This window comes from Cupriavidus nantongensis (genome assembly GCF_001598055.1).
Taxonomy (GTDB): domain Bacteria; phylum Pseudomonadota; class Gammaproteobacteria; order Burkholderiales; family Burkholderiaceae; genus Cupriavidus; species Cupriavidus nantongensis.
Window position 1 is genome coordinate 2,879,642 of sequence record NZ_CP014844.1, and the last position, 20,683, is coordinate 2,900,324.

The following is a 20,683-nucleotide window of genomic DNA, read 5'->3' on the forward strand; positions in this document are numbered from 1 at the left end:
CCATCAATCTGCTGGCGGGCGTCAGCGACGAGCCATTCCGCATGAATTTGCGCCGGCGCGTCGCCGAGAGATTGGCCCAAACGCCAACGATCAGCGCCATCTGACGCTGTTCCCTTTCTTTCCACCCACCGGGGTCAATTCCCGGTGGCGGGGATTGGCTCCATCATTATTCTGTTGGAGAAATCCCATGTCCCAGAACCCCAATCCCTTTCTACGCGGCTACTGGAATCTGAAGGTCGTCCGCACGCTGTCCATCAGCCACGAGGACGGAAGCCCACATGTCTGGCGAAACATCCACCCGAGCCAGCAGCACCTCTCCGACGAGGCACTGGTTTCTTCCCCCTGCATCGTCACCAGCGACTTCGCGGTGGTCAGGACTGGCACCGAACCTGTCGGCGCCGCACTGATCGCCGAAAGCGACGCGGCTGAAGGGGTCAGCGGCGAAGGCGTGGTGGGTGCCGTGGTGTACGCGATCCACGGCGACGACTTCGACGGCCGCCCCGCCCACATTGGCGACACCTATTCGGCCGAGGCCGCACGGGAAGTCGTGCAGCGGTTGAGCTTCGAGACCGGCTACTACAGCCGGTGCTGGGAAATCAGCAGCGCGCACATCAGCCACGAAACCGGCCAGTACCTGGCCAACCTGGCTGACCTCGCGACGCCGGAGGCCTTTTTGTTCGTTGCGTTCCGGCTTCCCTACAGCCCGGCGATCGGCGTCAAGCTGATTTCCACGCCCTGGACGGACCAGCACCTGCAGGACATCGAGGAGATCTCCGCCGAGCAGCTTCGGCAGGAGCACTGCAGCAAGGGCATGCCGGACGACCTGGCACAGATCCTTGCACTGGCCGGCCAGGCCGACGTGCGCATCCTCATCCTCGATGCCGACGCACCCGTGTTGCCGGGCCTGCCGCTGGCCGGCGAATAGCTGCCAGACACATCTCCAGCCTTCCTTTTCATCACCGCATGCCGGCCCGTCTCCCACCAGGGAGCCGGGCCGGCGCACTTTCACAGGAGCGATCCCATGTTCCCCGACCTCATCACACCCGCATCCGACTTTGAGCACCAGCTTGGAGCCTGCGTCAACGCCATGAGCCAGGACGATGCCATCGGCCAGATCCTGGTATTCGAGCGCATGAGCGGCATGCTGCACATGCGCCATATCGCCAGCGCCGACCTGGTGGACACCGACGTGGATGACTACGAAATGGTCATCTTCGACGGTGGCAACACAAGCGGGGATACGTGGAAGCACGTGTTCTTTCCGCGTCAGCGCGAGCACTACTTCGTGTACCAAGCCTGACCCCTCCAGCCCCTTTCGAGGGGCTTTTTCTTGTATGCAGCACAGGAATGCGGGCGTGGTGCGGTGCCGTTTCCTGCGGGCAGGCCGATCACCCCGGGGCCATGCTTGCCCCATGTCCGTCGGCGCTGCCGACACATGCCCAGGCAGTCGAGACCTTCGAGGCTGCAAGCACGGGAAACCGTGCTGGTCGTTTCTTCCTACGGACCTACCGCGTCCGTCCACGCCACCCACAAGGGACCTCTCCCTTGCGGGCGGGGAATCCCTTGTTTTTCCTCAAGGAGTTTCCCCATGGACCGTTCCCTTATCAAATCCATGATGCCTTCGCTGGTCGCCGGCCATGTGCCCCGCAACGTGCGGTCGTTCAAGTACCGTGTGTTCGATGATCAGCCGCTGTCCTCAACGCTGGGCTTCGCCATCGATGCCCAACCCTTCGACGGCAAGGTGGTCGCCGCGACCGACGATGCCATCGTCGTCAAGCTCAAGCCTTCCGAGTTCGCGGTGCTCGATCCCAACCTGGTGACCACGGTTCCTGCCGAAGGCGCCAAGGTGCATGTCCAACCCTATGCCCGTCGTCGCTTCGACGGACTGCGCGCGGACACGCCGGAGGTCATCACCGAGAAGACTTCGGATGGAACGCCATACACCATCACGAGGCACATCCTCGGCTCGGCGCCGGCCAAGCTGCCCATTCCCACGCCGCAGTGCATGGAGTTGGGCCAGCTCATCGAGCAGTTGGAGGAGATGCCGGCCCCCGATCGCTTCCGGCGCCTCACCCACATGCTGGTGGATGCCGGTGCCCGCGACTTCACCTGGGTCGATCCCACGCCCTCCAAGATCATCGAGACCCCGCCGGCGATCAGCTTCACGGTCTCGACCGCGAAGTTCGAGGGCCGGGTGACGATCCTCTACGACCGCGGCGGAGACACCTACGTGGTGGAACTGCACCGTCAGAACGGTGAATCGGTCGAACTGGTCGATCGGCACGACGAGGTGTATTTCGACATGCTCGGCGAAGTGCTGGAGCGGCTCATCGACGACGGGCGCTGGCGCCAGATCGACGTGAGCATCCTCGACGCGAAGGCGGCCCGTAAGCGCCAAGCCGTCCCGGCATGACGCCCCTCGACTGACCCGAGGCACCCGCCACGGCGTTCCAGCCATTCCGGCCGCGTGCCCTACAGGCCCTTCATCCCATCGGGTGGAGGGCCTTTCTCTTTTTTCACACAGGAGATTTCATCCATGTCACTGCGATTCAAAGGCGCCGACCTGCGCCCCGTGCTGACCGAAGCCATCGCCAATCAGTGCCGCATCGTCCTGGTCAAGGACCAGGGCGTGTACTTCCTCGCCGAGCGTGGGGAGCGTCGCCCGGATGGACGCCAGCAACTGCTCGCCTACGCGGTCGGCTGCAACCCGGACACCGACCCGTTCGATGACTGGTGGCACCTCGCCGGCCGCGAGCTGGGCGGCGACGATTTTGCGGAGTATTTCGACCCGAAGGACGGCCTGTTCACGCGCCTCCTGCACTCGGCGGACGATCTCGTGCAGTCCGCCACCGCCACGCACCTGTCCTTGGCCGTGGTGCCTCCCGCCTGAAGCGGCAACCGCCGCGCAGCCCTCGCAGCCCCCGCACCGGGGGCTTTCTTTTGTTCGCACCGCGGCCATCGCCGCGCATGCGCGTTCGTCTCCAGCCGCCAAGGCACGCCCCGCCGGCCACAGCGCCGGCATGCCACCGGAGACGACCGCATGCACGACCCGTTCAAGATCAGTCAGCCCACCTGCATCAGCTTTTCGGGGGGACGCACCAGCGCCTACCTGCTCTGGCGCGTGCTGCAGGCCAACGGCGGCCTCCCTGCCGACACGGTGGTCTGCTTCGCCAACACCGGCAAGGAAGTGGAAGCAACCCTGCGCTTCGTGCGCGACTGCGCCGAGCACTGGCAGGTGCCGATCCACTGGCTGGAATACCTGCCCACGGAGCCTGGCTTCGCGCTGGTCGATTTCGACCAAGCCAGCCGTCAGGGCGGGCCATTCGAGGCGCTGATCCGTAAGCGCCAGTACCTGCCCAATCCCGTCGCTCGCGGCTGCACGACCAGCCTGAAGATACGCCCCATGCACCGCTATCTGCGGCATCTGGGCTGGACGGACTGGGACCAGATGATCGGCATCCGCGCCGACGAGCAGCGGCGTGTATCAAAGATCCGCGCACGCGGGCACTCCACCGAATCGACCCACGAGACCATGTGCATGCCGCTGGCGGACGCCGGCATCACCGTGCGCGATGTGGGCGCCTTCTGGCAGGTGCAGCCATTCAACCTGGACCTGCTGACAGTGAACGGGCGCACGCTCGAAGGCAACTGCGACCTATGCTTTCTGAAGCCGCGCGGGCAGCGCCTGGCGCTCATCAAGGCCCGGCCCGAGGCGGCGGTGTGGTGGATTCGCATGGAGTCCCTGAACCTGGCGAGCAAGCCCAGCGGCGCCAGATTCCGCGCCGATGGTCCCAGCTACGCCGACCTGGCGCGCTTCGCCGCCGACCAGGGTGACCTGTTCGACGCCGCCGAGGAATCGATCGCCTGCTTCTGCGGCGACTGACGCGCATGGATAAGACGCCGACCTCGCCGAGGCTGCATCTGCTGCCGGTGTCGCTCCGCACGGCCAATGCCTTCGTGCTGGCACACCATCGCCACCACCACCCGGTTCAGGGTGCGAAGTTCGCCCTGGCCGTCACGCTGGCCGACAGCGACCTGATCCGCGGCGTGGCCATCGTCGGCCGTCCGGTCGCGCGGCACCTGGACGATGGCTGGACGCTGGAAGTCACGCGGCTGTGCACCGACGGCGCACCCAACGCCTGCAGCAAGCTTTACCGCGCGGCCTGGAAGGTGGCAAGGGCGCTGGGCTACATCCGCCTGATCACCTACACCTTGTCCGACGAAGGTGGCGCCAGCCTGCGCGCCGCCGGCTGGCGGCTGGTCGGCGCGCGCGGCGGCGGCGCCTGGAGCCGTCCCGGCCGGCCGCGCGCCGATACCCCCGAGCACCTGCGCGGCCCTAAGTGCCTGTGGCAGGCGCCCGGCGGCGAGGACAAAGGGAAGCGCCCGGATGCCGATTGATTGCTGCCGCGCACGCAAGGCCCGGCCATGCTGACCCCATGCCTGCTGACGTTGTCAGCGACATGCCAGGCGACCATCGGTCTTCGAGGTTGCGGCGCAGTTCCCACTGCGTGACCGAGCCAGCTCGCACCGCATCCATCCGCGAGCGGCCACCAGCCTCTGGTGGCGGATGCTTTCGCCTTATCAACCCACCGCGGGGTTACGCACCTTCCCCGCATGCGTGGGCCGGTGTGTCTCCGCTTCATCCCAATGGAGATTCACCATGAACACCACGTCCAACGAGAAATCGTATTTCGACCTCCACACCTCGGGCATCGGCTACATCCAGCGTGTCCGTGAAGTGCCCGTCCGGGGCGGCCGCCGTGCGCAGCCTTTCCTGGCTTGCACCATCGCCGCGCTGGTCGGCCCCGCCCGGGACCCCAGCTACCGCTACTTCGACGTCAAGGTCTCGGGAGCCGAGGCCAAGAAGCTCGTTCAGCGCTACATCGGCGTTGACGATCCCAAGCAGCGCCCGCTGGTGCGCTTTCGCCTCGGTGACCTGTGGGGCGATGCGTACATCCGCGACAAGGGTGAGCAGAAGGGTCAGGCCGCCGCGTCCCTCAAGGCGCGACTGCTCAAGGCCGAACTGATCGACCGGGCCGAACTGGCTTCGATCGAGCAGCACGAGCTGATCACCCGCGGCATCGGCTATCTCAATCGTGTGAAGGACGTCACCCCGAAGGCTGGCGACTCGTTCCTCTCTTGCACGGTCGCAGCACTGGCCGGGCCTGTCGATGAACCGGAGTATCGGTACTTCGACATCATCGTCGCCACCCCGGAAGCCGAGCATCTGGCTCGCCGGTGCGTCCAGGCCATCGAGGGGGACCGTAAGGTCCTGATCGCCTTCCGTCTGAACGACATGAAGATCGATCCGTACATCCGCACCAAGGGCGAGCACGCCGGGGAACCGGCCGCAAGCCTGGAATCGACGCTGGTCCACATCGGTCTCATCAAGATCGACGGTACCCAGGTCTATCCGACGAGCCAGGCGCAAGCCGAGGCGTCGCCGGCCGAAGACGCATCCGCGTCCGAAGCCGACGAAGCCATCGACACTGCTGCCGACCCCGCTGCAGACCAGCCTGCCGAGCCCGCCGAGCGCGAGCCCGAGGCGCAAGTCGAGGAGCAGGAGCCGGCATTGGCTGCTTCGTTCTGATCCGGCATGGCCCCTCACGGGGCCTTGCTTTTTCCTATTCTTCAAGGAGAACCATCATGGCAGCCACACCGGCACCCGAGAAATCGGTCGCGCCCATCGTCGTCCCCGGCCAGCTCACGCTGCGCACCATTCGCGGCAAGAACGGCCCGTTCACGGTCGGCCGCCTCGCGACGCACCTCGGTACGTTCGAGGTCAAAGACCCGGAACTGGAGCAGTACCCCGAAGGGAAATACGACGGGGAGTTTGTGATCCGCTACATCTTTCCGAAGTCCTACCCGGTCGGGGGCGGCATGCGGTTCGAGATCCGCGCCAGCCTCGACGGGATGACGCTCAATGGCATCGACAAACTGAGCCGCGACGAAGCCCGCAGCTTCGCCACCCAGGACGTCGATCCGCTCGATGAAGAGCAAGGGGCGCAGCCTGCGGCAACGCCGGCCAAGCCCGCCAAGGCATCCAGGCCTGCCAAGCCCGCACCCGTGCAGGCGTCCGCGGACCCGCTGGTCGATACCACGCCCTTCGGCGTGGATGCGCCACCGCCTGCTGCGGCCGCTGCCCCCGGCAGCACCGAAGACGGTGACGCCGCGCTGTTCGGCCTGCTGTGGCCGCTGGGCGAGTCCGTGAAACTGGATTCGACCATCGACCGCCGCACCCTGCGCGCGCAGATCGCCCGCCTGGGCGAGCTGGGCTACGCGCTGGACTTCAAGACGCAGGAGTGGAGCCGCCAGGCCGAACCACAAGCTGCGTGAGCAGACGCCGCATGCGCGGTGTTCTTCATCCACCTGCCGGGGTTCCTTCCCCATGCGGGGGAGGCCCTGGCCATTTTCTGGAGGTCCCCATTATGTTCACCATCGCTTGCGATACCCCGCGTTCAACGTTGGATGAACCCGCGTGGCGGGAACTCTGCAAGGCGGCCGCCGCACACGCCCAGCGCGGTTGCGGCTTGTCCTACGACCACTACGTGACGCTCTTCAGTTCGGCGATCGACGCACAGGCCAATCGTTTGCCGGATGAGCAACGTGCTCAGGCTCTCGAAATCGCGGCCCAGGAATGGGACTACGCAACACCTGCCGAACGGCAGGAAACCCAGGACTGGAATGCGGAGCATGGCTATTGCTCGCATGGGATCGAGTTCGGCTGCTGCCCGGCCGGTTGTGATCGCGACGATGACGACTGGGACTAAGGCCAAGGCATAGGTTTTCCTTCGCTGCACCTGCGGCATTCCATCACCCACTGGGGGTTCTTCCCCACGGGGAGGCCTCCAGCTCAACTTTTCGAGGAGGCCTCTCATGGGCTGGTATTTCTCTCCCCAATCGCGGTCTGAACTGATCGCGGAACTGATCGCACCACAGCAGACCGAGCGCGTCAGCGCGAAGGTTATCGCTCACGCATTGCGCGGCAACGTGCTGTGGTCCGTGGTCGAACTGACCGCCAAGGTCGAAGGTGTGCATCGTGATCTCGCGCCGGGCCAGTCCCTGCGCTACATCCGCTGCGATCTGCTGGAACGCAGCGGCAACCAGTGGGGCTACAAGCCGCTGGAAGAGTCCATGCATCCGTACTATTACTCGTGCCCGCTGTCCTATCTGGACCTCGCACCGGAGCAGTCCGCCGACTGGCGTGCAGGCGTTCGCGCCTACCACGCCCGGCGGCGCACACCCACGGCTGTCACGGCACCCGCCGCGGCGCTGTTGGCCTGAGCCAGGAGGAACCGACATGGACCCGATCCTGGCTGCACTCCCGCTCTCGCTGTTGAAGCTCGTTGAAGGCAGTTTGTCCAACGACGAAGTTTCCTCCGACGAGGAAATGCTGGGGTACTTCATCGACAACGGCCTCACCGAGGAGCAGGCACGGCAGGCGCTGACCTACCGCGACCAGTACCTCAACAACATCTACCTGGACGGCTTCACGCCGATCACCGCGGTGGACGAGGCGCTTCACTTCAATCCGCACACCCAACAGTTCGAGCCGGACTGAGCGGTTTTCTTCCACCCCCTGGGGCAGTACTTGCCCCAGCGGGCGGTGCTGTTCCCGTTCATCCGAGGACACCACCATGCCCGCAAACACTTCTTCCACGCTGTACCGCATCGACGAATGCCCGGACGTGATGGCCGACGCCTGCGTCGGCGATGACCAGGGCAACCTGATCTTCCTGTCCATCTGGGCGCGGGACACCGCCGTCCAGCAGTTCCTTGCACGCCTGACCCTCGGGCGCGACGAGCAGGGACTGGACCAGTTCCACGTCATCACCGACCAGGGCGGCAGCGTCCCGGTATTCATCGGCAACGTCGATCGCCTGGAAAAGCGCATCACGCGCGCCTACCGGCGAACGCTGTTCGGTTCGCTGTCCAACGTGTGGCTGTTCGACCGGCGCTGCGTCAAGCCCGACAAGGCCAACGCCAGCGCATTGGCACTGCTGCCACGTGACAGCGCCCACCGGCTTGACCGCCTGTGGATGCTGGTGCGGGACACCTGCCCGTTGCCGCTGCTCGACCACTGGCGCGAGACCGTGCTGGAACTGCTGCAAAGCCGCGAGATGCTGGCCCGCCTTCCGTTCGCCCTCGGGCCGCTGGAAGGCCATCGGCTCGCCATCGACGTGCCGGCGCTGAGCTTGGCGCTGGGCTCCCTGATCCGCAGTGACGCGCTCACCGCCTATCCCTATCCGGCCAAGATTTGGACGCCGGAAGCGGTAGCGGCTTGACCCACCCTCGGAGGCACGCCTTGGCGTGCTTCCGTCATTCATCCCCGCCAACCAGGAGACTTCCATGGCTCTCATGTTCCCGCGGCTCGCCCGCAATTTCGCCAAAAATGGGTACTACCCGACCGACGAACCCACGCTCGAAAGAGCCCTCAACGCACTGATGCCCAGCGACGGGCCGATGTGCATCCTCGATCCCTGCGCCGGTGAAGGCGTGGCAATCGCCGAAGCCTCTCATGCCCTCGGGCGCGAACAGACCAAGGCGTTCGCCGTCGAATTCGACGCCGAGCGGGCGCGCCATGCCCGCGGCCTGGTCGATCACTGCCTGCACGCGGACCTGATGGACACGATGATCTCCAAGCAGTCCTTCGGACTACTGTGGCTGAATCCACCGTATGGCGACCTGTCCAAGGACGTCAACGGCAACATCGGCTATCAGGGCCAGGGCCGTGCCCGCCTCGAAAAGCTGTTCTATCAGCGTTCGCTGTCGCTGTTGCAATACGGCGGCGTGCTGGTCTTCATCGTCCCCGGCTACGTGCTCGACGCGGAGCTGGTCGGCTGGTTGACGCGCCACTACACCGATCTGCGTATCTACCGAGCGGTGGAAACGCAGTTCAAGCAGGTGGTGATCTTCGGCCGCCGGGTCCGTCAGCGGGAGCTGGCACCCGATGGCGTCAAGGCCGTGCGCAATCTGCTGCTGCAGGTTGGGCTTGGCGAAGTCGAAGCCGAGGAACTGCCGAGCGAATGGCCGTTCCTGCCGTACATCGTCCCCGCCAGTCCGGCCGAGCCGGAGCATTTCTTCCGCGTGACGATGGAGCCCGAACAGTTCGCCGACGAGGTTGGCCGGCTGCAAGGCCTTTGGCCGTCGCTGGACACGCACTTGGGGACCGCGCAGCAGTCGCTGCGTCCACCGGCGCGGGCCTTGTCCCACTGGCATCTCGCCCTGGCTCTGGCCGCGGGCGCGATCTCCGGCGTCGTGCGCTCCCAGACGGGGCGCGTGCTCGTCGTCAAAGGTGACACCCACAAGGACAAGACGCTCCAGCGGGAATTCACCGAACGCGAAGACGGCTCCATCGCCGAGACACGCATCCTCACCGACAAGTTCGTGCCCGTCATCCGAGCGTGGGACATGACGCCTGGCTCCCCGACACGGGGCGAGGTGTTGACCATTCGCTGATCTACCGGACGCGCTGCCGTCCTGCCGTACCACATCGAAGGAGAAACACCATGTTCCCCAATCCGTTCAAGCGGCCTGCGCCGCACAAGCAACCGTTGTTCGCACCGAGTGCGTTGAAGTTGAGCGAGAAGGTGCATTGGCTGGCCCGGCGAGGTCTGATCGACCCCTTGGCCTATGTCCAGCGCCATGTGCGCGGGGACTGGGGCGAGATCGATGAGGCCACACGCCAAGCCAACGACGTAGCGATCCAACAGGACAACCTGATGATCTCGCAGTTCAGGATCACGCCGGACCTGGTGCTGATCGCCAAAACCAGCGAGGACCACTAGACCACGGTGGTCCAGCTTCCCGAAGAGCGGGACCTGATCTGAGGCCCCACATTGTCATCCTCATCCACCTGACGGAGCCACTTCACTCCGTCAGGGGTGTCGTGGCTCAATGACCCATCAAGGAGGAGCCCATGGCATCGCATCGCATCGAAACCTACTGCCGGCGGCTGGCGTTCCCCATCGGGGCGCTCATCTTCAGCAGAGGTGTTGACCGCCTGGTCCGCGCGGGTCGCCTGGACCCGATCCCGTACTTCAGGCGCCACACCCGTGGCGACTGGGGCGACGTCAACATCCAGCAATGGCAGACGAACAGCAGCGCGCTTCAATCGGGCGCGTCGCTGGAATCGCACTACGTGATCCACCCAGGGCTGGCCATCCGCATCGTCACCGATGCGCAGCGCAGCGCTACCGTCATCGTGCTTCCGTCCGAAGACTGAGCACGGTTCACCCGCGGGCCATTTAGGCCAGCATCTTCAACCATCTTCGGCCACGCGCCGATTCTCTTCCCACCACGGGGCATGCCATTGCCCCGCTGGGGGTGGTGCATGCCCCATTTTTCATTGGAGCATCACCATGTCCCTCGATCTCGAAACCATTGCCGCTGACGCCGCGCCCGTACAGGGCGAACTGCTCGACGCGGAATCATCCCCTCTGACCCTGAGCCTTCAGGATTTCGTCGGCGAGTTCGGCGACGAACTGCTCGACGCCCTCAACAGCGCCAATCCGCCGGTCTATACCGGCCAACCGCAGGCGCACCGGCAACTCATCGTCGCCAGCCTCAAACGCAAGCTGTTCCCGGCCCAGGCCGAAGTCGTCCACGCTGCTGCCGAGTTGCTGATCGACCGTGGCGAACGCGCCGCGATCGTCAATGGCGAAATGGGTTGCGGCAAGACGACTGTCGGCATCGCCATGGCCGCCGTGCTCAATGCCGAAGGCTACCGCCGTACCCTGGTCCTGTCGCCACCGCACCTGGTTTACAAGTGGCGGCGCGAGATCCAGGAGACGGTGGCCGGCGCCAAGGTATGGGTGCTCAATGGGCCGGATACGCTCGTCAAACTCATCAAGCTGCGTGAGCAGCTGGGTGTGCAGCCCACGGGCCAGGAGTTCTTCGTCCTGGGGCGCGTCAGGATGCGGATGGGGTTCCACTGGAAGCCTGTCTTCACCCAGCGGCGCACTCGCCACGGCGACGTGGCCGCGTGCCCGGACTGCGGCACGGTCATCACCGACCTCGACGGCGAGCCGGTCAACCCGGTCGCGCTCGAAGCCGAGGAATACCGCAGGAAGTGCGGCCACTGCGCCGCGCCCCTGTGGACGCTGATCCGCCCGCGCAGCCTGTCCGGCAGCGACCAGTCTTCGGCCGTGCTGAAAGCCCTGAAGCGCATCCCGACGATCGGGGAAGTCACCGCGCAGAAGCTGATGCAGAAGTTCGGCGACGGCTTCCTGGCCTCGATGCTGGGTGACAACATCCATGAGTTCATCAACTTGATGGACGGCAACGGCGAGCTGGTGTTTTCCGACCGTCAGGCCACGCGCATGGAGCGTGCGATGGCCAACATGGAGTTCGGCTTTGGCGAGGGCGGTTATCAACCCTCGGAGTTCATCAAGAGGTACTTGCCGCAAGGCACGTTCGATCTGCTCATCGCTGATGAAGCGCATGAGTACAAGAACGGCGGTTCCGCACAGGGCCAGGCCATGGGCGTGCTGGCGGCAAAGGCTCGGAAGACCTTGCTGCTGACCGGCACGTTGATGGGCGGCTACGGCGACGATCTCTTTTATCTGCTGTTCCGCGCCTTGCCTGGGCGGATGATCGAAGACGGCTACCGCCCGACCACGAGCGGCAGCATGACGTCGGCCGCCATGGCGTTCATGAGGGACCACGGGGTCCTCAAGGATATTTATTCCGAGAGCACCGGCACGGCGCACAAGACCGCGAAGGGCACGAAAGTCAGTGTCAGAACGGTCAAGGCCCCGGGCTTCGGGCCCAAGGGCGTGCTGCGCTGCATCCTGCCGTTCACGATCTTTCTCAAGCTCAAGGACATCGGCGGCAATGTACTTCCGCCGTATGACGAGGAGTTCCGCGAAGTCGCGATGGACACGGCGCAAGCCGCGGCCTACCGCGACCTGGCGGGTCGGCTGACCGCGGAGCTGAAACAGGCTCTGGCGCGACGCGATACGACCTTGCTGGGCGTGGTCCTCAACGTGCTGCTGGCCTGGCCGGATTGCTGCTTCCGGTCGGAGACCGTGGTGCATCCGCGCACGCGCAACACCTTGGCGTTCGTCCCGGCTCAGTTCAACGAGTTCGAGGTGACGCCGAAAGAGCGCGAGCTGATCGACATCTGCAAAGAGGAGAAGGCGCAGGGCCGCAAGGTCCTTGCCTACACGGTCTATACCGGCACGCGCGACACCACGTCGCGCCTGAAGGTGCTGCTGGAGCAGGAAGGCTTCAAGGTGGCGGTGCTGCGCGCAAGCGTGGATGCCAGCCGCCGCGAAGACTGGATCGCCGAGCAACTGGACCGTGGCATCGACGTGCTCATCACCAACCCCGAGCTGGTCAAGACGGGGCTGGACCTGTTGGAGTTCCCGACGATCGTGTTCATGCAGTCGGGCTACAACGTGTACTCGCTCCAGCAGGCGGCACGCCGCTCCTGGCGCATCGGGCAGAAGCACCCCGTGCGCGTGATCTACCTCGGCTACGCCGGTTCTTCGCAGATGACCTGCCTGGAGCTGATGGCCAAGAAGATCATGGTCTCGCAGTCCACCTCGGGCGACGTGCCCGAATCGGGGCTGGATGTCCTGAACCAGGACGGTGATTCCGTCGAGGTCGCACTGGCCCGGCAGCTTGTCGCCGCATGACACGTTCCACTTACGGCCCTTCGGGGCCGTTTTTTTTTCCGCTCCCGGCAAAGCGGATGGCGTGTGGTTCGCATTGTTTGCTGCCGCTCGCGGCCCGAGCGGCGATGGTGAGGGCTCGATGTTTCAGGACGCCGAGCTATGTGCCCCTCTCCACCGTGGTTTTACCATGCCGAACGCCGCCTTCTGGCGGGATTTCTCGGCCTGCTGTGGTCGGCGCTGGCGGGCGGCTGCGCAACGACCACGATGCCAACCGCACCCGACCTCATCGAGGAAGTGTCGGCCGCGCCGGAAGCCAGCGCACCCGAGCTCATTCCCGTCGTGCGCTATGGCCGCTACACCCTCGTGGAGATGGCGCCCACAGCGGCGCAGCGCGACCTGCTGATGCAGGTCATCGACGTGGCCATGCCTGAGGATGCCCGTGCCACAGTCGGCGACGGGCTGCGACATGTACTCAAGCGCAGCGGTTACGGCCTGTGCCAGACCGCGCATGCCGTGGTCGAGCTGTACGCGCTGCCATTGCCGGCGGCACACCTCCATCTCGGCCCCATGACCTTGCGCGATGCGCTGCTCACGCTGGCTGGCCCGGCCTGGGAATTGCACGCGGATGACCGCGCACGGCAGATTTGCTTCGAGCGGCCCGGTTACCGCGCGATCGCCGAGCACACATCCGAGCCGCCCGCCACCGAGGCGGTGCAGACGTTCCCGCTGGCGCCCGCGGCTTCGGGAGGCCAGCCATGAATGCCCCGCATCCGGCCCAACGCTCAACCGCCGCGGTTGTCGTACAGAGCCTCTTCTGGCTTTGGCTGATCGGCCTCAGCGTCATCGTGGCACTGGGCTACCTGGCGATGCGCGATCAAACCGACCAGGAGCGCCTAGATTCCCGCCTGCAACGCCTCGAAGCGCAGGCGACGGGCCTGGCCGAGACGATCGAGGCCATCCAGCAGCGCCCAGCCGTCGCAACGGCCGCTGACCTCAAGGACACCCGCCAAGTCCTGGAAGCACGCGCTGCCCAGGTCGAGAAGTCGCTGAGCGGCTATGCCGCCGCTGACGACCTTCAGGCGCTACGCGCCGAAGTCGAGCAGATCAAGACGCGCCAGACCGCCGCGCGTGCCGCAGCACCCGCCCAGCCGCGCGCATCACGCCCGGCCGCCGCCTCCAAGGCCGAACCGCCGCCGCTGCCGTTCCGCGTCGTCGGCGCCGAACTGCGCGCCGGCCAGCGCAGCGTGTCCGTCGCGCCGAGCACTGGGGACTTCACGCCCGCCCAACTTCAGGTGCTGCTGCCCGGGGATGCGGTCGGCCCGTGGCGCCTGCAGGCGATCGAGGGAAACACCGCAGTGTTCCAGGCCGGCAACCAGACCCGCCGTGTGGCGATTCCCTGATCGGAGCACCCCATGAAGCCGTCGATCCTCTTTTCCGCGCTCGTGTTGGCGTCGGTGCAGTGGCCCATCTGGGCGCAGCAGCCCGCCACGGCCCCGGCGCGCAATGCGCAAAGCCAGGAGCGCCCGCTGGCCGCCCGCGTGCTGGTCGACCGGACGGCCAGCGAATGGGGCCTGCAACCGCAGGAATGGACACGCTACCGCGAGCTGATGGATGGGCCGCTGGGTATCTACTCGCCCAACCTGGACCCGCTGTCCGCCCTGGGCATCGAAGCTCGCACGGATGAAGAACGGCGCCGCTATGCGGAACTGCAGGTGCAGGTCGAGGCGCGCCGCGTCGAGAAGCTGCTCGCCTACCAGCGCGCCTACGACGAAGCCTGGCAACGCCTGAACCCCGGCATGCAGCGCGTGAACCTGCCCGACGACAAGCCGGGCGCTGGCGCCGCACGCGGCAGCGGGCGCATGGCGGTGTTCGTCAAGGACGGCTGCACGGCCTGCGGGCAGCTCGTGCAGCGCCTGCAATCCTCGGGCGCCGAGTTCGACCTGTACATGGTCGGCAGCCGCCAGGACGACGCTCGCATCCGCGACTGGGCCAAGCGCGCGCAGATCGACCCGGCGCGCGTGCGCGCCGGCAGCATCACGCTCAACCACGACGGCGGCCGCTGGCTGTCGCTGGGCCTGCCCGGTGATCTGCCTGCGGCCGTGCGCGAAGTGAACGGCCAATGGCAGCGCCAGCCGTAGCCGTGCCCCTGCGCGCACTGGTGCTCGCAGCCGGCCTGTATGCCGGTGCCGCCCTGGCCCAGGAGGTTCCGCCACCGGCTTACCAGCTCGCTGCCCAGCGCGCAGGCATCCCCTCGACCGTGCTCTACGCCGTGGCCTTGCAGGAGAGCGGCATCCGGCGAGACGGGGGTAAGGGTCGCATCGTCCCGTGGCCGTGGTCCCTCAACGTTGCCGGCCAGTCGCGCCGCTTCGCCACGCGCGCCGACGCCTGCGCCGGGTTGCAACAGGCAATGCGCGCCACGCCGCACACGCGCATCGACGCAGGCCTGGGCCAAATCAACCTCGGCTACCACAAGCACCGCTTCACCAGCGCGTGCGACCTGCTGGACCCATACCGCAACCTGGCCGTTGCCGCCGAGATCCTGAAGGAACAGCACACCCCCGGCGAGGACTGGCTGCTGGCGATCGGCCGCTACCACCGCCCCGCAGGCGGCGAGCCCGCCGCCCGCTATCGGCGCAGCGTGTCGCGCCACCTCGCGCGTGTGCAGGGCACGCGCCCAACCGCCGCGGTCCTCGCCGCGCGCCAGGAGACCTCCCCATGACGACATCCCATCCGGCCCACCTCGCGTTCACGGGCCTGCTCATGTTGCTGGCAGGCCTGCCGCTGGCCGCGCGTGCCGGCGAGCCGCTGATCGTGGTCGAAGACCGCGGCGGCACGTCGGTGCTGCCGTACTACGAGGCCCTCAACCTCCAGCCGCGCGCCAATGCCCCGGCGCGGCCGCCCATCCCGACGCCCCAGGTTCCTGCCACACCGGCGGACGAAGCCGCGATGCTGCCGGTGCGCAGCGCCAAGCTCACGCCCGGCACCTTCGCGCGGCGTGTGATCGAAGCGCCCGGCCTGCGGCCGTTCGTGGTAATCGGCGACGACGAGGCGTCCCGGGCCTGGTTGCAGCGCCGCGCCGCGGCCCTGCGCGAACGCGGCGCGGTCGGCCTGGTGGTCAACGTCGAGACCGCGCAGGACCTGGCACGGCTGCGCGCCCTGGTGCCGGGCGTGCCGCTCGCACCCGTGTCCGGCGATGACCTGGCCGAGCGCCTGGGTCTGCGGCACTACCCGGCGCTGATCACGGCCACCGGCATCGAGCAATGAAGCCATGTCGGGGAAACAGCCGGTCGAGGTTCTGCTACGCCCAGCGGTGGAGCTATACACCGTCGCGGCGTGTGCAGGCGCCGCGTTTCTGTGCCTGGTGGCCCCATGGTCGCTCGCGCTGAGCCCATCAATGGGCGTCGGCAGCGCCTTGGCATTCGGTGCCTACGGCGCGATCCGCTACCGCGATGCCCGCGTCATCCTGCGCTACCGGCGCAACATCCGCCGTCTGCCGCGCTACGTGATGACCAGCAAGGACGTGCCGGTCAGCCAGCAGCGCTTGTTCGTGGGCCGCGGCTTTCTGTGGGAGCAGAAGCACACCCATAGACTGATGCAGACGTACCGGCCGGAATTCCGCCGCTACGTCGAGCCGACGCCGGCCTACCGGCTGGCCAGGCGCCTGGAGGAACGGATGGAGTTCGCGCCGTTCCCGCTGTCCCGGCTGCCCTCGCTCACGGGCTGGGACGTGCCTTTCAACCCCGTGCGCCCGTTGCCGCCTGTCGGCGGCCTGCCGCGCCTGCACGGCATCGAACCCGACGAGGTGGACGTCAGCCTGCCGCTGGGCGAGCGCGTCGGGCATTCGCTGGTGCTGGGCACCACGCGGGTGGGCAAGACGCGGCTGGCCGAGTTGTTCGTCACGCAGGACATCCGGCGCAGGAACGCCGCCGGCGAGCACGAGGTCGTGATCGTCATCGACCCCAAGGGGGACGCGGACCTGCTCAAGCGGATGTACGTCGAGGCCCAGCGCGCGGGCCGTGAAGGCGAGTTCTACGTCTTCCACTTGGGCTGGCCGGACATTTCGGCGCGCTACAACGCGGTGGGCCGCTTCGGCCGCATCAGCGAAGTGGCGACCCGGGTGGCGGGGCAGCTCTCCGGCGAAGGCAACAGCGCGGCGTTCCGCGAGTTCGCATGGCGCTTCGTGAACATCATCGCTCGCGCCCTGGTGGAACTGGGGCAGCGCCCGGACTACATGCTGATCCAGCGGCACGTCATCAACATCGACGCGCTGTTCATCGAGTACGCCCAGCACTACTTCGCCAAGACGGAGCCCAAGGCCTGGGAGGTGATCGTCCAGATCGAGGCCAAACTCAACGAGAAGAACATCCCCAGGAACATGATCGGGCGCGAGAAGCGCGTCGTGGCGCTGGAGCAGTACCTCTCCCAGGCGCGCAACTACGACCCGGTGCTGGACGGCTTGCGCAGTGCAGTCCGCTACGACAAGACCTATTTCGACAAGATCGTCGCATCGCTGCTGCCACTGCTGGAGAAGCTCACGAGCGGCAAGATCGCCCAGCTTCTGGCACCGAACTACTCCGACCTGGCCGACCCACGTCCGATCTTCGATTGGATGCAGGTCATCCGAAAGCGCGCCATCGTCTATGTGGGTCTGGACGCGCTGTCCGATGCCGAGGTCGCCGCGGCGGTCGGCAATTCGATGTTCTCCGACCTGGTGTCTGTCGCCGGTCACATCTACAAGCACGGGATCGACGATGGCCTGCCGGGCGCATCGGCCGGTGCGCGCGTGCCGGTCAACGTGCACGCCGACGAGTTCAACGAGTTGATGGGCGACGAGTTCATTCCGCTCATCAACAAGGGCGGTGGCGCGGGCCTGCAAGTCACCGCATACACGCAAACGCTGTCGGACATCGAGGCCCGCATCGGCAACCGCGCGAAGGCCGGCCAGGTGATAGGGAATTTCAACAATTTGTTTCATGCTGCGCGTGCGCGAGACAGCCACCGCGGAACTGCTGACAAGGCAGTTGCCGAAGGTCGAGGTCTATACCACCACCATCGTCTCGGGCGCGACGGACAGCTCGGACATTCGCGGGGCGACGGATTTCACGTCGAACACCCAGGACCGCATCAGCATGTCCAGCGTGCCGATCATCGAGCCGTCACACGTCGTCGGCCTGCCCAAAGGCCAGTGCTTCGCGCTGCTGCAGGGCGGCCAGCTCTGGAAGGTGCGCATGCCGCTGCCGGCGCCGGACCCGGATGAAGTGATGCCGGCGGACCTGCAGCAACTGGCCGGGTACATGCGCCAGAGCTACAGCGAGGCCACGCAGTGGTGGGAGTTCACAAGCTCGCCGGCCTTGCAGGATGCGGCCTTGCAGGATGCGGCCTTGCCCGACGACCTGCTGGACGATGCCGCTGCGGCCGAGCCCGGCGCGGTGGCCACCGGCGCCGACGATGGCGCGGGCAACGAGGCCGTGCCATGAAGGACGCAGCCTCGACCGCGCAGCGGGAACAGAACCAGCGCCAGGGCCTGATCGTCGGCACCATCACCTTGCCGTTTCGGCTGCTCGGGGTGCTGATCGGCTCGCTGCTGTTCTCGATCGTGGTGGAGTGCGTCGGCATGCACCTGTTCTGGAAGGACCAGGGCTGGCGCCACTCCCAGCAGATGTTGCAGTACGAACTAAGCCATCTGTCCAACCATTTCACGCGCAGCGTGGTCGTGCAGGAGCCGGGGCGCACGGCGCACGAGCTGGTCGATACCGGCTACGAATGGGTGTTCGTGCGCTCGGGGCTGCTGGAGCGCATGAGCCGGACCGCCGAACGCGCCCGCGCGCCCAGCCAAGGACAGACGCACAACTTCCGCTACTACATCAGCCAGGTCTATATCTGGACCGAGAGTTACCTGATCGCCGCGGCTTTCACGACGCTCACGTTCCTGGTGCGCCTGCTGGTCCTGGTGCTCACGCTGCCGTTGATCTTCACGGCGGCATTCGTTGGCCTCATCGACGGCCTGGTGCGACGGGACGTGCGCCGGTTCGGTGCAGGCCGGGAATCGGGCTTCATCTACCACCGCGCGAAAGCCAGCTTGATGCCACTGGCCGTGCTGCCATGGGTCACGTACCTGGCGCTGCCGATTTCAGTGCATCCGCTGGTCATTCTGCTGCCCAGCGCCGCTTTGCTGGGATTGGCTGTAAGTCTGACTGCGGGGAGTTTCAAGAAGTATCTATAAGGCAACCGAGCCGGTCAGCCCAGTGCTGTCCAAGGCTAAGTGCGCATCTGAAACACCGAAAAAATCATAAACTCTCGGTTCGAAGCAGCCACTCAATCTGTCGCCGCGCGGTGGAGATGATCTGTCCAAAGATGCGGTCTTCAACATCCGGCTCGCGACTTCCGGTCGGAAAGTCGGCAGACCTACCTCCACCGACCAACAAAACCTGAACAGCAGAGCCAACGTACTTTGTCAGTTCATGTCTATAGCCAATTGCCTGTACGTAGTCACCGTGATTAAGCGCGTGGCTTGGCCGTTTGAACTCGATCAATAGATACTTGCCGCTCAGATTCTCGTTGAGAAGCAGGTCAGGACGTTTGTCGGCCTTGTCTCCCGTATAGACCTTCCCAAGAACATCTTCCACTTGTCGCCGCAATGTGCTGTTTGAGCTGAAAAGAGAATACTCCGGACCAAACACCCACAAGTTGCGCTCCAGGGCTTTGTGCAAAACGGATTCGGTAGTTGCCGCGTCACGAACAAGCGCCTCCAGTTGATCAAGAAAAACTTGGCGCGCCGCAGCTTGCTGTACCAGGAATGCCATCTCGGCCAAGCCAAACTCGTCCAGCCGCTCGGCCACCCCTGCGACGTCGCCCGGAGTTGCTTCCGCAATGTGCTCCAGAAGAATACGGTAATCGGATCGTTCCATCGCCTCCAGCAGCACATTGACCATCGGCTCGACCTTGCTCTCAGGCTCTCCGTAATACCTGTCGAGAATTTTCTTTATCGCACGGTCTGCGAATCGGCGCTTATGCTCAGGCAGGGCTGACAGACGTGCGAGAATGGCCCTTTGCAACCGAGCCTGCGCCAATTGAATTTCTTTTCGGTACTGCTGTTCATAGGCGTCCCGGAGTATTGGCTGGACATAGCCTTCCACTTCTTTCAGAAGTTCACTATTCTCAACTGCGGCGTCCCATCCTGCCGTGATGTGGTCGCGCAGCCCATCCGCCTCAATCTCGCCGTATAGCTTGCGCAAGAGCTTGGGTGGAAAGTCATCACGCTGATCCAAGCCAAAAAATCCTGGACGTCCAACGGACTTTCCATCCACACGCAAGGTGATGCCGGGCTGGCGCAAACCGGATTTTCCATCGCTGATGGCGAAGCGCAATTTTACCTTGCCCGCATGCGGCAGCTCCTGTTCCTGCTCCGAGTAGCTGCCCAGAACGTCATCGACATCTAGCCGCTTACCGTCGATCATGATGGCAAAGTCATCCTGTCGGCCATAGTCCTGCAACAGGATCTGGCGAAAACGGCTGGCATCTGGATATGCAAGGCCTTGGTTCAAATCGCTCAACGTAATCGTGGTTCCTCTCTGTTCAGGCTCGCACGCTTCGCTTTGCAAGTCGATATTCAGATGCTCGATGTCCTCAACCTGAGAAAGATCGTCAAGTCTTAACGTGATACGGCAAACTCGGCCCCGCACACGGGTTTCAAGCGACATTGAAGCGGCAGCCATGAGTCCCGAAAATTTTCCAATGCCTTTTCTCCCTTTAACAAGGCGATTCTTTCCGCTGGTTCGTTCACCTCTCCGGGAACGCCGATCCGATGCAATCGAAAGATAGTGCCGACGCAGTTCTTCCTCCGTCATGCCGGTACCGTCATCTTGGATGATGATGGGATCACCACTCAAGGGCTTCGGCAGGACAATGGTCACCTGCTCAGCATCAGCATCCCATGCGTTGTCAACGAGTTCCTTCAACGCTCGCTCGGAGGACGAATATTCCTGGCTCAGCAAGGTCGCGATACGGGAATCCACCTGGAAACGAAGATGAGCACGGCTCATATCGGAATCTCCGAGAAGATG

At 65.2% G+C, this 20,683-nt stretch carries 23 protein-coding genes and 1 pseudogene; 23 read left to right on the top strand and 1 reads right to left on the bottom strand.

Translation table 11 applies throughout. The features are described 5' to 3' along the window. Nucleotides 1-187 precede the first annotated feature (187 nt). The 23 genes and pseudogenes from A2G96_RS13270 to A2G96_RS13380 all read left to right on the top strand — a co-directional run bounded on the left by A2G96_RS13270 (nucleotide 188) and on the right by A2G96_RS13380 (nucleotide 18,843). A complete protein-coding gene (locus A2G96_RS13270) occupies nucleotides 188-925 on the top strand; it encodes a DUF5983 family protein (protein ID WP_062798402.1) in 738 nt (245 codons plus the stop codon). Between the two features lie 96 nt (nucleotides 926-1,021). Then, complete coding sequence (locus tag A2G96_RS13275) at nucleotides 1,022-1,300, top strand: hypothetical protein (protein ID WP_023108437.1); 279 nt, start codon at nucleotides 1,022-1,024, stop codon at nucleotides 1,298-1,300. A 288-nt stretch (nucleotides 1,301-1,588) separates the two neighbouring features. Then, nucleotides 1,589-2,413, top strand: a complete 825-nt coding sequence (locus A2G96_RS13280; RefSeq protein ID WP_023108438.1) for a hypothetical protein — start codon at nucleotides 1,589-1,591, stop codon at nucleotides 2,411-2,413. A gap of 123 nt (nucleotides 2,414-2,536) precedes the next feature. After that, nucleotides 2,537-2,890, top strand: coding sequence for a DUF3085 domain-containing protein (locus A2G96_RS13285; protein WP_023108439.1), 354 nt, complete (start codon nucleotides 2,537-2,539; stop codon nucleotides 2,888-2,890). Between the two features lie 150 nt (nucleotides 2,891-3,040). Continuing rightward, nucleotides 3,041-3,883 carry a phosphoadenosine phosphosulfate reductase domain-containing protein gene (locus A2G96_RS13290; RefSeq protein WP_033962283.1) on the top strand — a complete coding sequence of 281 codons (843 nt, stop codon included), beginning with the start codon at nucleotides 3,041-3,043 and terminating at the stop codon, nucleotides 3,881-3,883. 5 nt (nucleotides 3,884-3,888) lie between these two features. Further along, nucleotides 3,889-4,398, top strand: coding sequence for an XF1762 family protein (locus A2G96_RS13295; protein WP_023108441.1), 510 nt, complete (start codon nucleotides 3,889-3,891; stop codon nucleotides 4,396-4,398). Between the two features lie 262 nt (nucleotides 4,399-4,660). Further along, nucleotides 4,661-5,590, top strand: coding sequence for a DUF3577 domain-containing protein (locus A2G96_RS13300; protein WP_011804694.1), 930 nt, complete (start codon nucleotides 4,661-4,663; stop codon nucleotides 5,588-5,590). Between the two features lie 56 nt (nucleotides 5,591-5,646). Beyond that, nucleotides 5,647-6,336 carry a DUF3275 family protein gene (locus A2G96_RS13305; RefSeq protein ID WP_011804693.1) on the top strand — a complete coding sequence of 230 codons (690 nt, stop codon included), beginning with the start codon at nucleotides 5,647-5,649 and terminating at the stop codon, nucleotides 6,334-6,336. A 92-nt stretch (nucleotides 6,337-6,428) separates the two neighbouring features. Beyond that, complete coding sequence (locus tag A2G96_RS13310; RefSeq protein ID WP_023108442.1) at nucleotides 6,429-6,770, top strand: hypothetical protein; 342 nt, start codon at nucleotides 6,429-6,431, stop codon at nucleotides 6,768-6,770. 106 nt (nucleotides 6,771-6,876) lie between these two features. Next, complete coding sequence (locus A2G96_RS13315) at nucleotides 6,877-7,284, top strand: hypothetical protein (protein WP_011804742.1); 408 nt, start codon at nucleotides 6,877-6,879, stop codon at nucleotides 7,282-7,284. A gap of 16 nt (nucleotides 7,285-7,300) precedes the next feature. Continuing rightward, entirely contained in the window at nucleotides 7,301-7,561 is a 261-nt protein-coding gene (locus A2G96_RS13320; RefSeq protein WP_003098905.1) for a hypothetical protein, read from the top strand. Between the two features lie 76 nt (nucleotides 7,562-7,637). After that, the gene (locus A2G96_RS13325) at nucleotides 7,638-8,285 is read left to right on the top strand and encodes a hypothetical protein (RefSeq protein ID WP_003098901.1); all 648 of its coding nucleotides are present in this window, start codon (nucleotides 7,638-7,640) and stop codon (nucleotides 8,283-8,285) included. A 40-nt stretch (nucleotides 8,286-8,325) separates the two neighbouring features. Further along, the gene (locus tag A2G96_RS13330) at nucleotides 8,326-9,459 is read left to right on the top strand and encodes a DUF6094 domain-containing protein (protein ID WP_254917107.1); all 1,134 of its coding nucleotides are present in this window, start codon (nucleotides 8,326-8,328) and stop codon (nucleotides 9,457-9,459) included. A 50-nt stretch (nucleotides 9,460-9,509) separates the two neighbouring features. Continuing rightward, complete coding sequence (locus A2G96_RS13335; RefSeq protein WP_062799901.1) at nucleotides 9,510-9,788, top strand: hypothetical protein; 279 nt, start codon at nucleotides 9,510-9,512, stop codon at nucleotides 9,786-9,788. A 131-nt stretch (nucleotides 9,789-9,919) separates the two neighbouring features. Further along, complete coding sequence (locus A2G96_RS13340) at nucleotides 9,920-10,225, top strand: hypothetical protein (RefSeq protein ID WP_062799904.1); 306 nt, start codon at nucleotides 9,920-9,922, stop codon at nucleotides 10,223-10,225. 136 nt (nucleotides 10,226-10,361) lie between these two features. Beyond that, complete coding sequence (locus A2G96_RS13345; protein WP_062799906.1) at nucleotides 10,362-12,641, top strand: helicase-related protein; 2,280 nt, start codon at nucleotides 10,362-10,364, stop codon at nucleotides 12,639-12,641. 138 nt (nucleotides 12,642-12,779) lie between these two features. After that, nucleotides 12,780-13,379 (top strand): PFGI-1 class ICE element type IV pilus protein PilL2, encoded by a 600-nt coding sequence (pilL2, locus tag A2G96_RS13350; protein ID WP_062799909.1) that lies wholly within the window; start codon nucleotides 12,780-12,782, stop codon nucleotides 13,377-13,379. Next, nucleotides 13,376-14,020 (top strand): hypothetical protein, encoded by a 645-nt coding sequence (locus tag A2G96_RS13355; RefSeq protein WP_062799911.1) that lies wholly within the window; start codon nucleotides 13,376-13,378, stop codon nucleotides 14,018-14,020. The genes pilL2 and A2G96_RS13355 overlap by 4 nt, the downstream gene beginning before the upstream one ends. A 12-nt stretch (nucleotides 14,021-14,032) precedes the next feature. Next, entirely contained in the window at nucleotides 14,033-14,758 is a 726-nt protein-coding gene (locus A2G96_RS13360) for a TIGR03759 family integrating conjugative element protein (RefSeq protein ID WP_062799914.1), read from the top strand. Beyond that, entirely contained in the window at nucleotides 14,740-15,339 is a 600-nt protein-coding gene (locus A2G96_RS13365) for a transglycosylase SLT domain-containing protein (protein ID WP_062799916.1), read from the top strand. The genes A2G96_RS13360 and A2G96_RS13365 overlap by 19 nt, the downstream gene beginning before the upstream one ends. Next, nucleotides 15,336-15,884 carry an integrating conjugative element protein gene (locus A2G96_RS13370; RefSeq protein ID WP_062799918.1) on the top strand — a complete coding sequence of 183 codons (549 nt, stop codon included), beginning with the start codon at nucleotides 15,336-15,338 and terminating at the stop codon, nucleotides 15,882-15,884. The genes A2G96_RS13365 and A2G96_RS13370 overlap by 4 nt, the downstream gene beginning before the upstream one ends. A gap of 4 nt (nucleotides 15,885-15,888) precedes the next feature. Beyond that, a pseudogene (gene traD, locus A2G96_RS13375) lies at nucleotides 15,889-18,097 on the top strand (type IV conjugative transfer system coupling protein TraD). Further along, nucleotides 18,094-18,843 (top strand): TIGR03747 family integrating conjugative element membrane protein, encoded by a 750-nt coding sequence (locus tag A2G96_RS13380; RefSeq protein ID WP_062799921.1) that lies wholly within the window; start codon nucleotides 18,094-18,096, stop codon nucleotides 18,841-18,843. Before traD ends, A2G96_RS13380 begins: the two are co-directional and overlap by 4 nt. A 64-nt stretch (nucleotides 18,844-18,907) precedes the next feature. Here the strand turns inward: A2G96_RS13380 and A2G96_RS13385 are convergent, their stop codons facing one another. Beyond that, nucleotides 18,908-20,662, bottom strand: coding sequence for an ATP-binding protein (locus A2G96_RS13385; protein ID WP_062799923.1), 1,755 nt, complete (start codon nucleotides 20,660-20,662; stop codon nucleotides 18,908-18,910). Between the last annotated feature and the right edge of the window lie 21 nt (nucleotides 20,663-20,683).

Coding starts and splice junctions, on each gene's coding strand:
- A2G96_RS13270 (WP_062798402.1), top strand. CDS start 188: ATGTCCCAGAACCCCAATCCCTTTCTACGCGGCTACTGGAATCTGAAG.
- A2G96_RS13275 (WP_023108437.1), top strand. CDS start 1,022: ATGTTCCCCGACCTCATCACACCCGCATCCGACTTTGAGCACCAGCTT.
- A2G96_RS13280 (WP_023108438.1), top strand. CDS start 1,589: ATGGACCGTTCCCTTATCAAATCCATGATGCCTTCGCTGGTCGCCGGC.
- A2G96_RS13285 (WP_023108439.1), top strand. CDS start 2,537: ATGTCACTGCGATTCAAAGGCGCCGACCTGCGCCCCGTGCTGACCGAA.
- A2G96_RS13290 (WP_033962283.1), top strand. CDS start 3,041: ATGCACGACCCGTTCAAGATCAGTCAGCCCACCTGCATCAGCTTTTCG.
- A2G96_RS13295 (WP_023108441.1), top strand. CDS start 3,889: ATGGATAAGACGCCGACCTCGCCGAGGCTGCATCTGCTGCCGGTGTCG.
- A2G96_RS13300 (WP_011804694.1), top strand. CDS start 4,661: ATGAACACCACGTCCAACGAGAAATCGTATTTCGACCTCCACACCTCG.
- A2G96_RS13305 (WP_011804693.1), top strand. CDS start 5,647: ATGGCAGCCACACCGGCACCCGAGAAATCGGTCGCGCCCATCGTCGTC.
- A2G96_RS13310 (WP_023108442.1), top strand. CDS start 6,429: ATGTTCACCATCGCTTGCGATACCCCGCGTTCAACGTTGGATGAACCC.
- A2G96_RS13315 (WP_011804742.1), top strand. CDS start 6,877: ATGGGCTGGTATTTCTCTCCCCAATCGCGGTCTGAACTGATCGCGGAA.
- A2G96_RS13320 (WP_003098905.1), top strand. CDS start 7,301: ATGGACCCGATCCTGGCTGCACTCCCGCTCTCGCTGTTGAAGCTCGTT.
- A2G96_RS13325 (WP_003098901.1), top strand. CDS start 7,638: ATGCCCGCAAACACTTCTTCCACGCTGTACCGCATCGACGAATGCCCG.
- A2G96_RS13335 (WP_062799901.1), top strand. CDS start 9,510: ATGTTCCCCAATCCGTTCAAGCGGCCTGCGCCGCACAAGCAACCGTTG.
- A2G96_RS13340 (WP_062799904.1), top strand. CDS start 9,920: ATGGCATCGCATCGCATCGAAACCTACTGCCGGCGGCTGGCGTTCCCC.
- A2G96_RS13345 (WP_062799906.1), top strand. CDS start 10,362: ATGTCCCTCGATCTCGAAACCATTGCCGCTGACGCCGCGCCCGTACAG.
- pilL2 (WP_062799909.1), top strand. CDS start 12,780: ATGTGCCCCTCTCCACCGTGGTTTTACCATGCCGAACGCCGCCTTCTG.
- A2G96_RS13355 (WP_062799911.1), top strand. CDS start 13,376: ATGAATGCCCCGCATCCGGCCCAACGCTCAACCGCCGCGGTTGTCGTA.
- A2G96_RS13360 (WP_062799914.1), top strand. CDS start 14,033: ATGAAGCCGTCGATCCTCTTTTCCGCGCTCGTGTTGGCGTCGGTGCAG.
- A2G96_RS13365 (WP_062799916.1), top strand. CDS start 14,740: ATGGCAGCGCCAGCCGTAGCCGTGCCCCTGCGCGCACTGGTGCTCGCA.
- A2G96_RS13370 (WP_062799918.1), top strand. CDS start 15,336: ATGACGACATCCCATCCGGCCCACCTCGCGTTCACGGGCCTGCTCATG.
- A2G96_RS13380 (WP_062799921.1), top strand. CDS start 18,094: ATGAAGGACGCAGCCTCGACCGCGCAGCGGGAACAGAACCAGCGCCAG.
- A2G96_RS13385 (WP_062799923.1), bottom strand. CDS start 20,662: ATGAGCCGTGCTCATCTTCGTTTCCAGGTGGATTCCCGTATCGCGACC.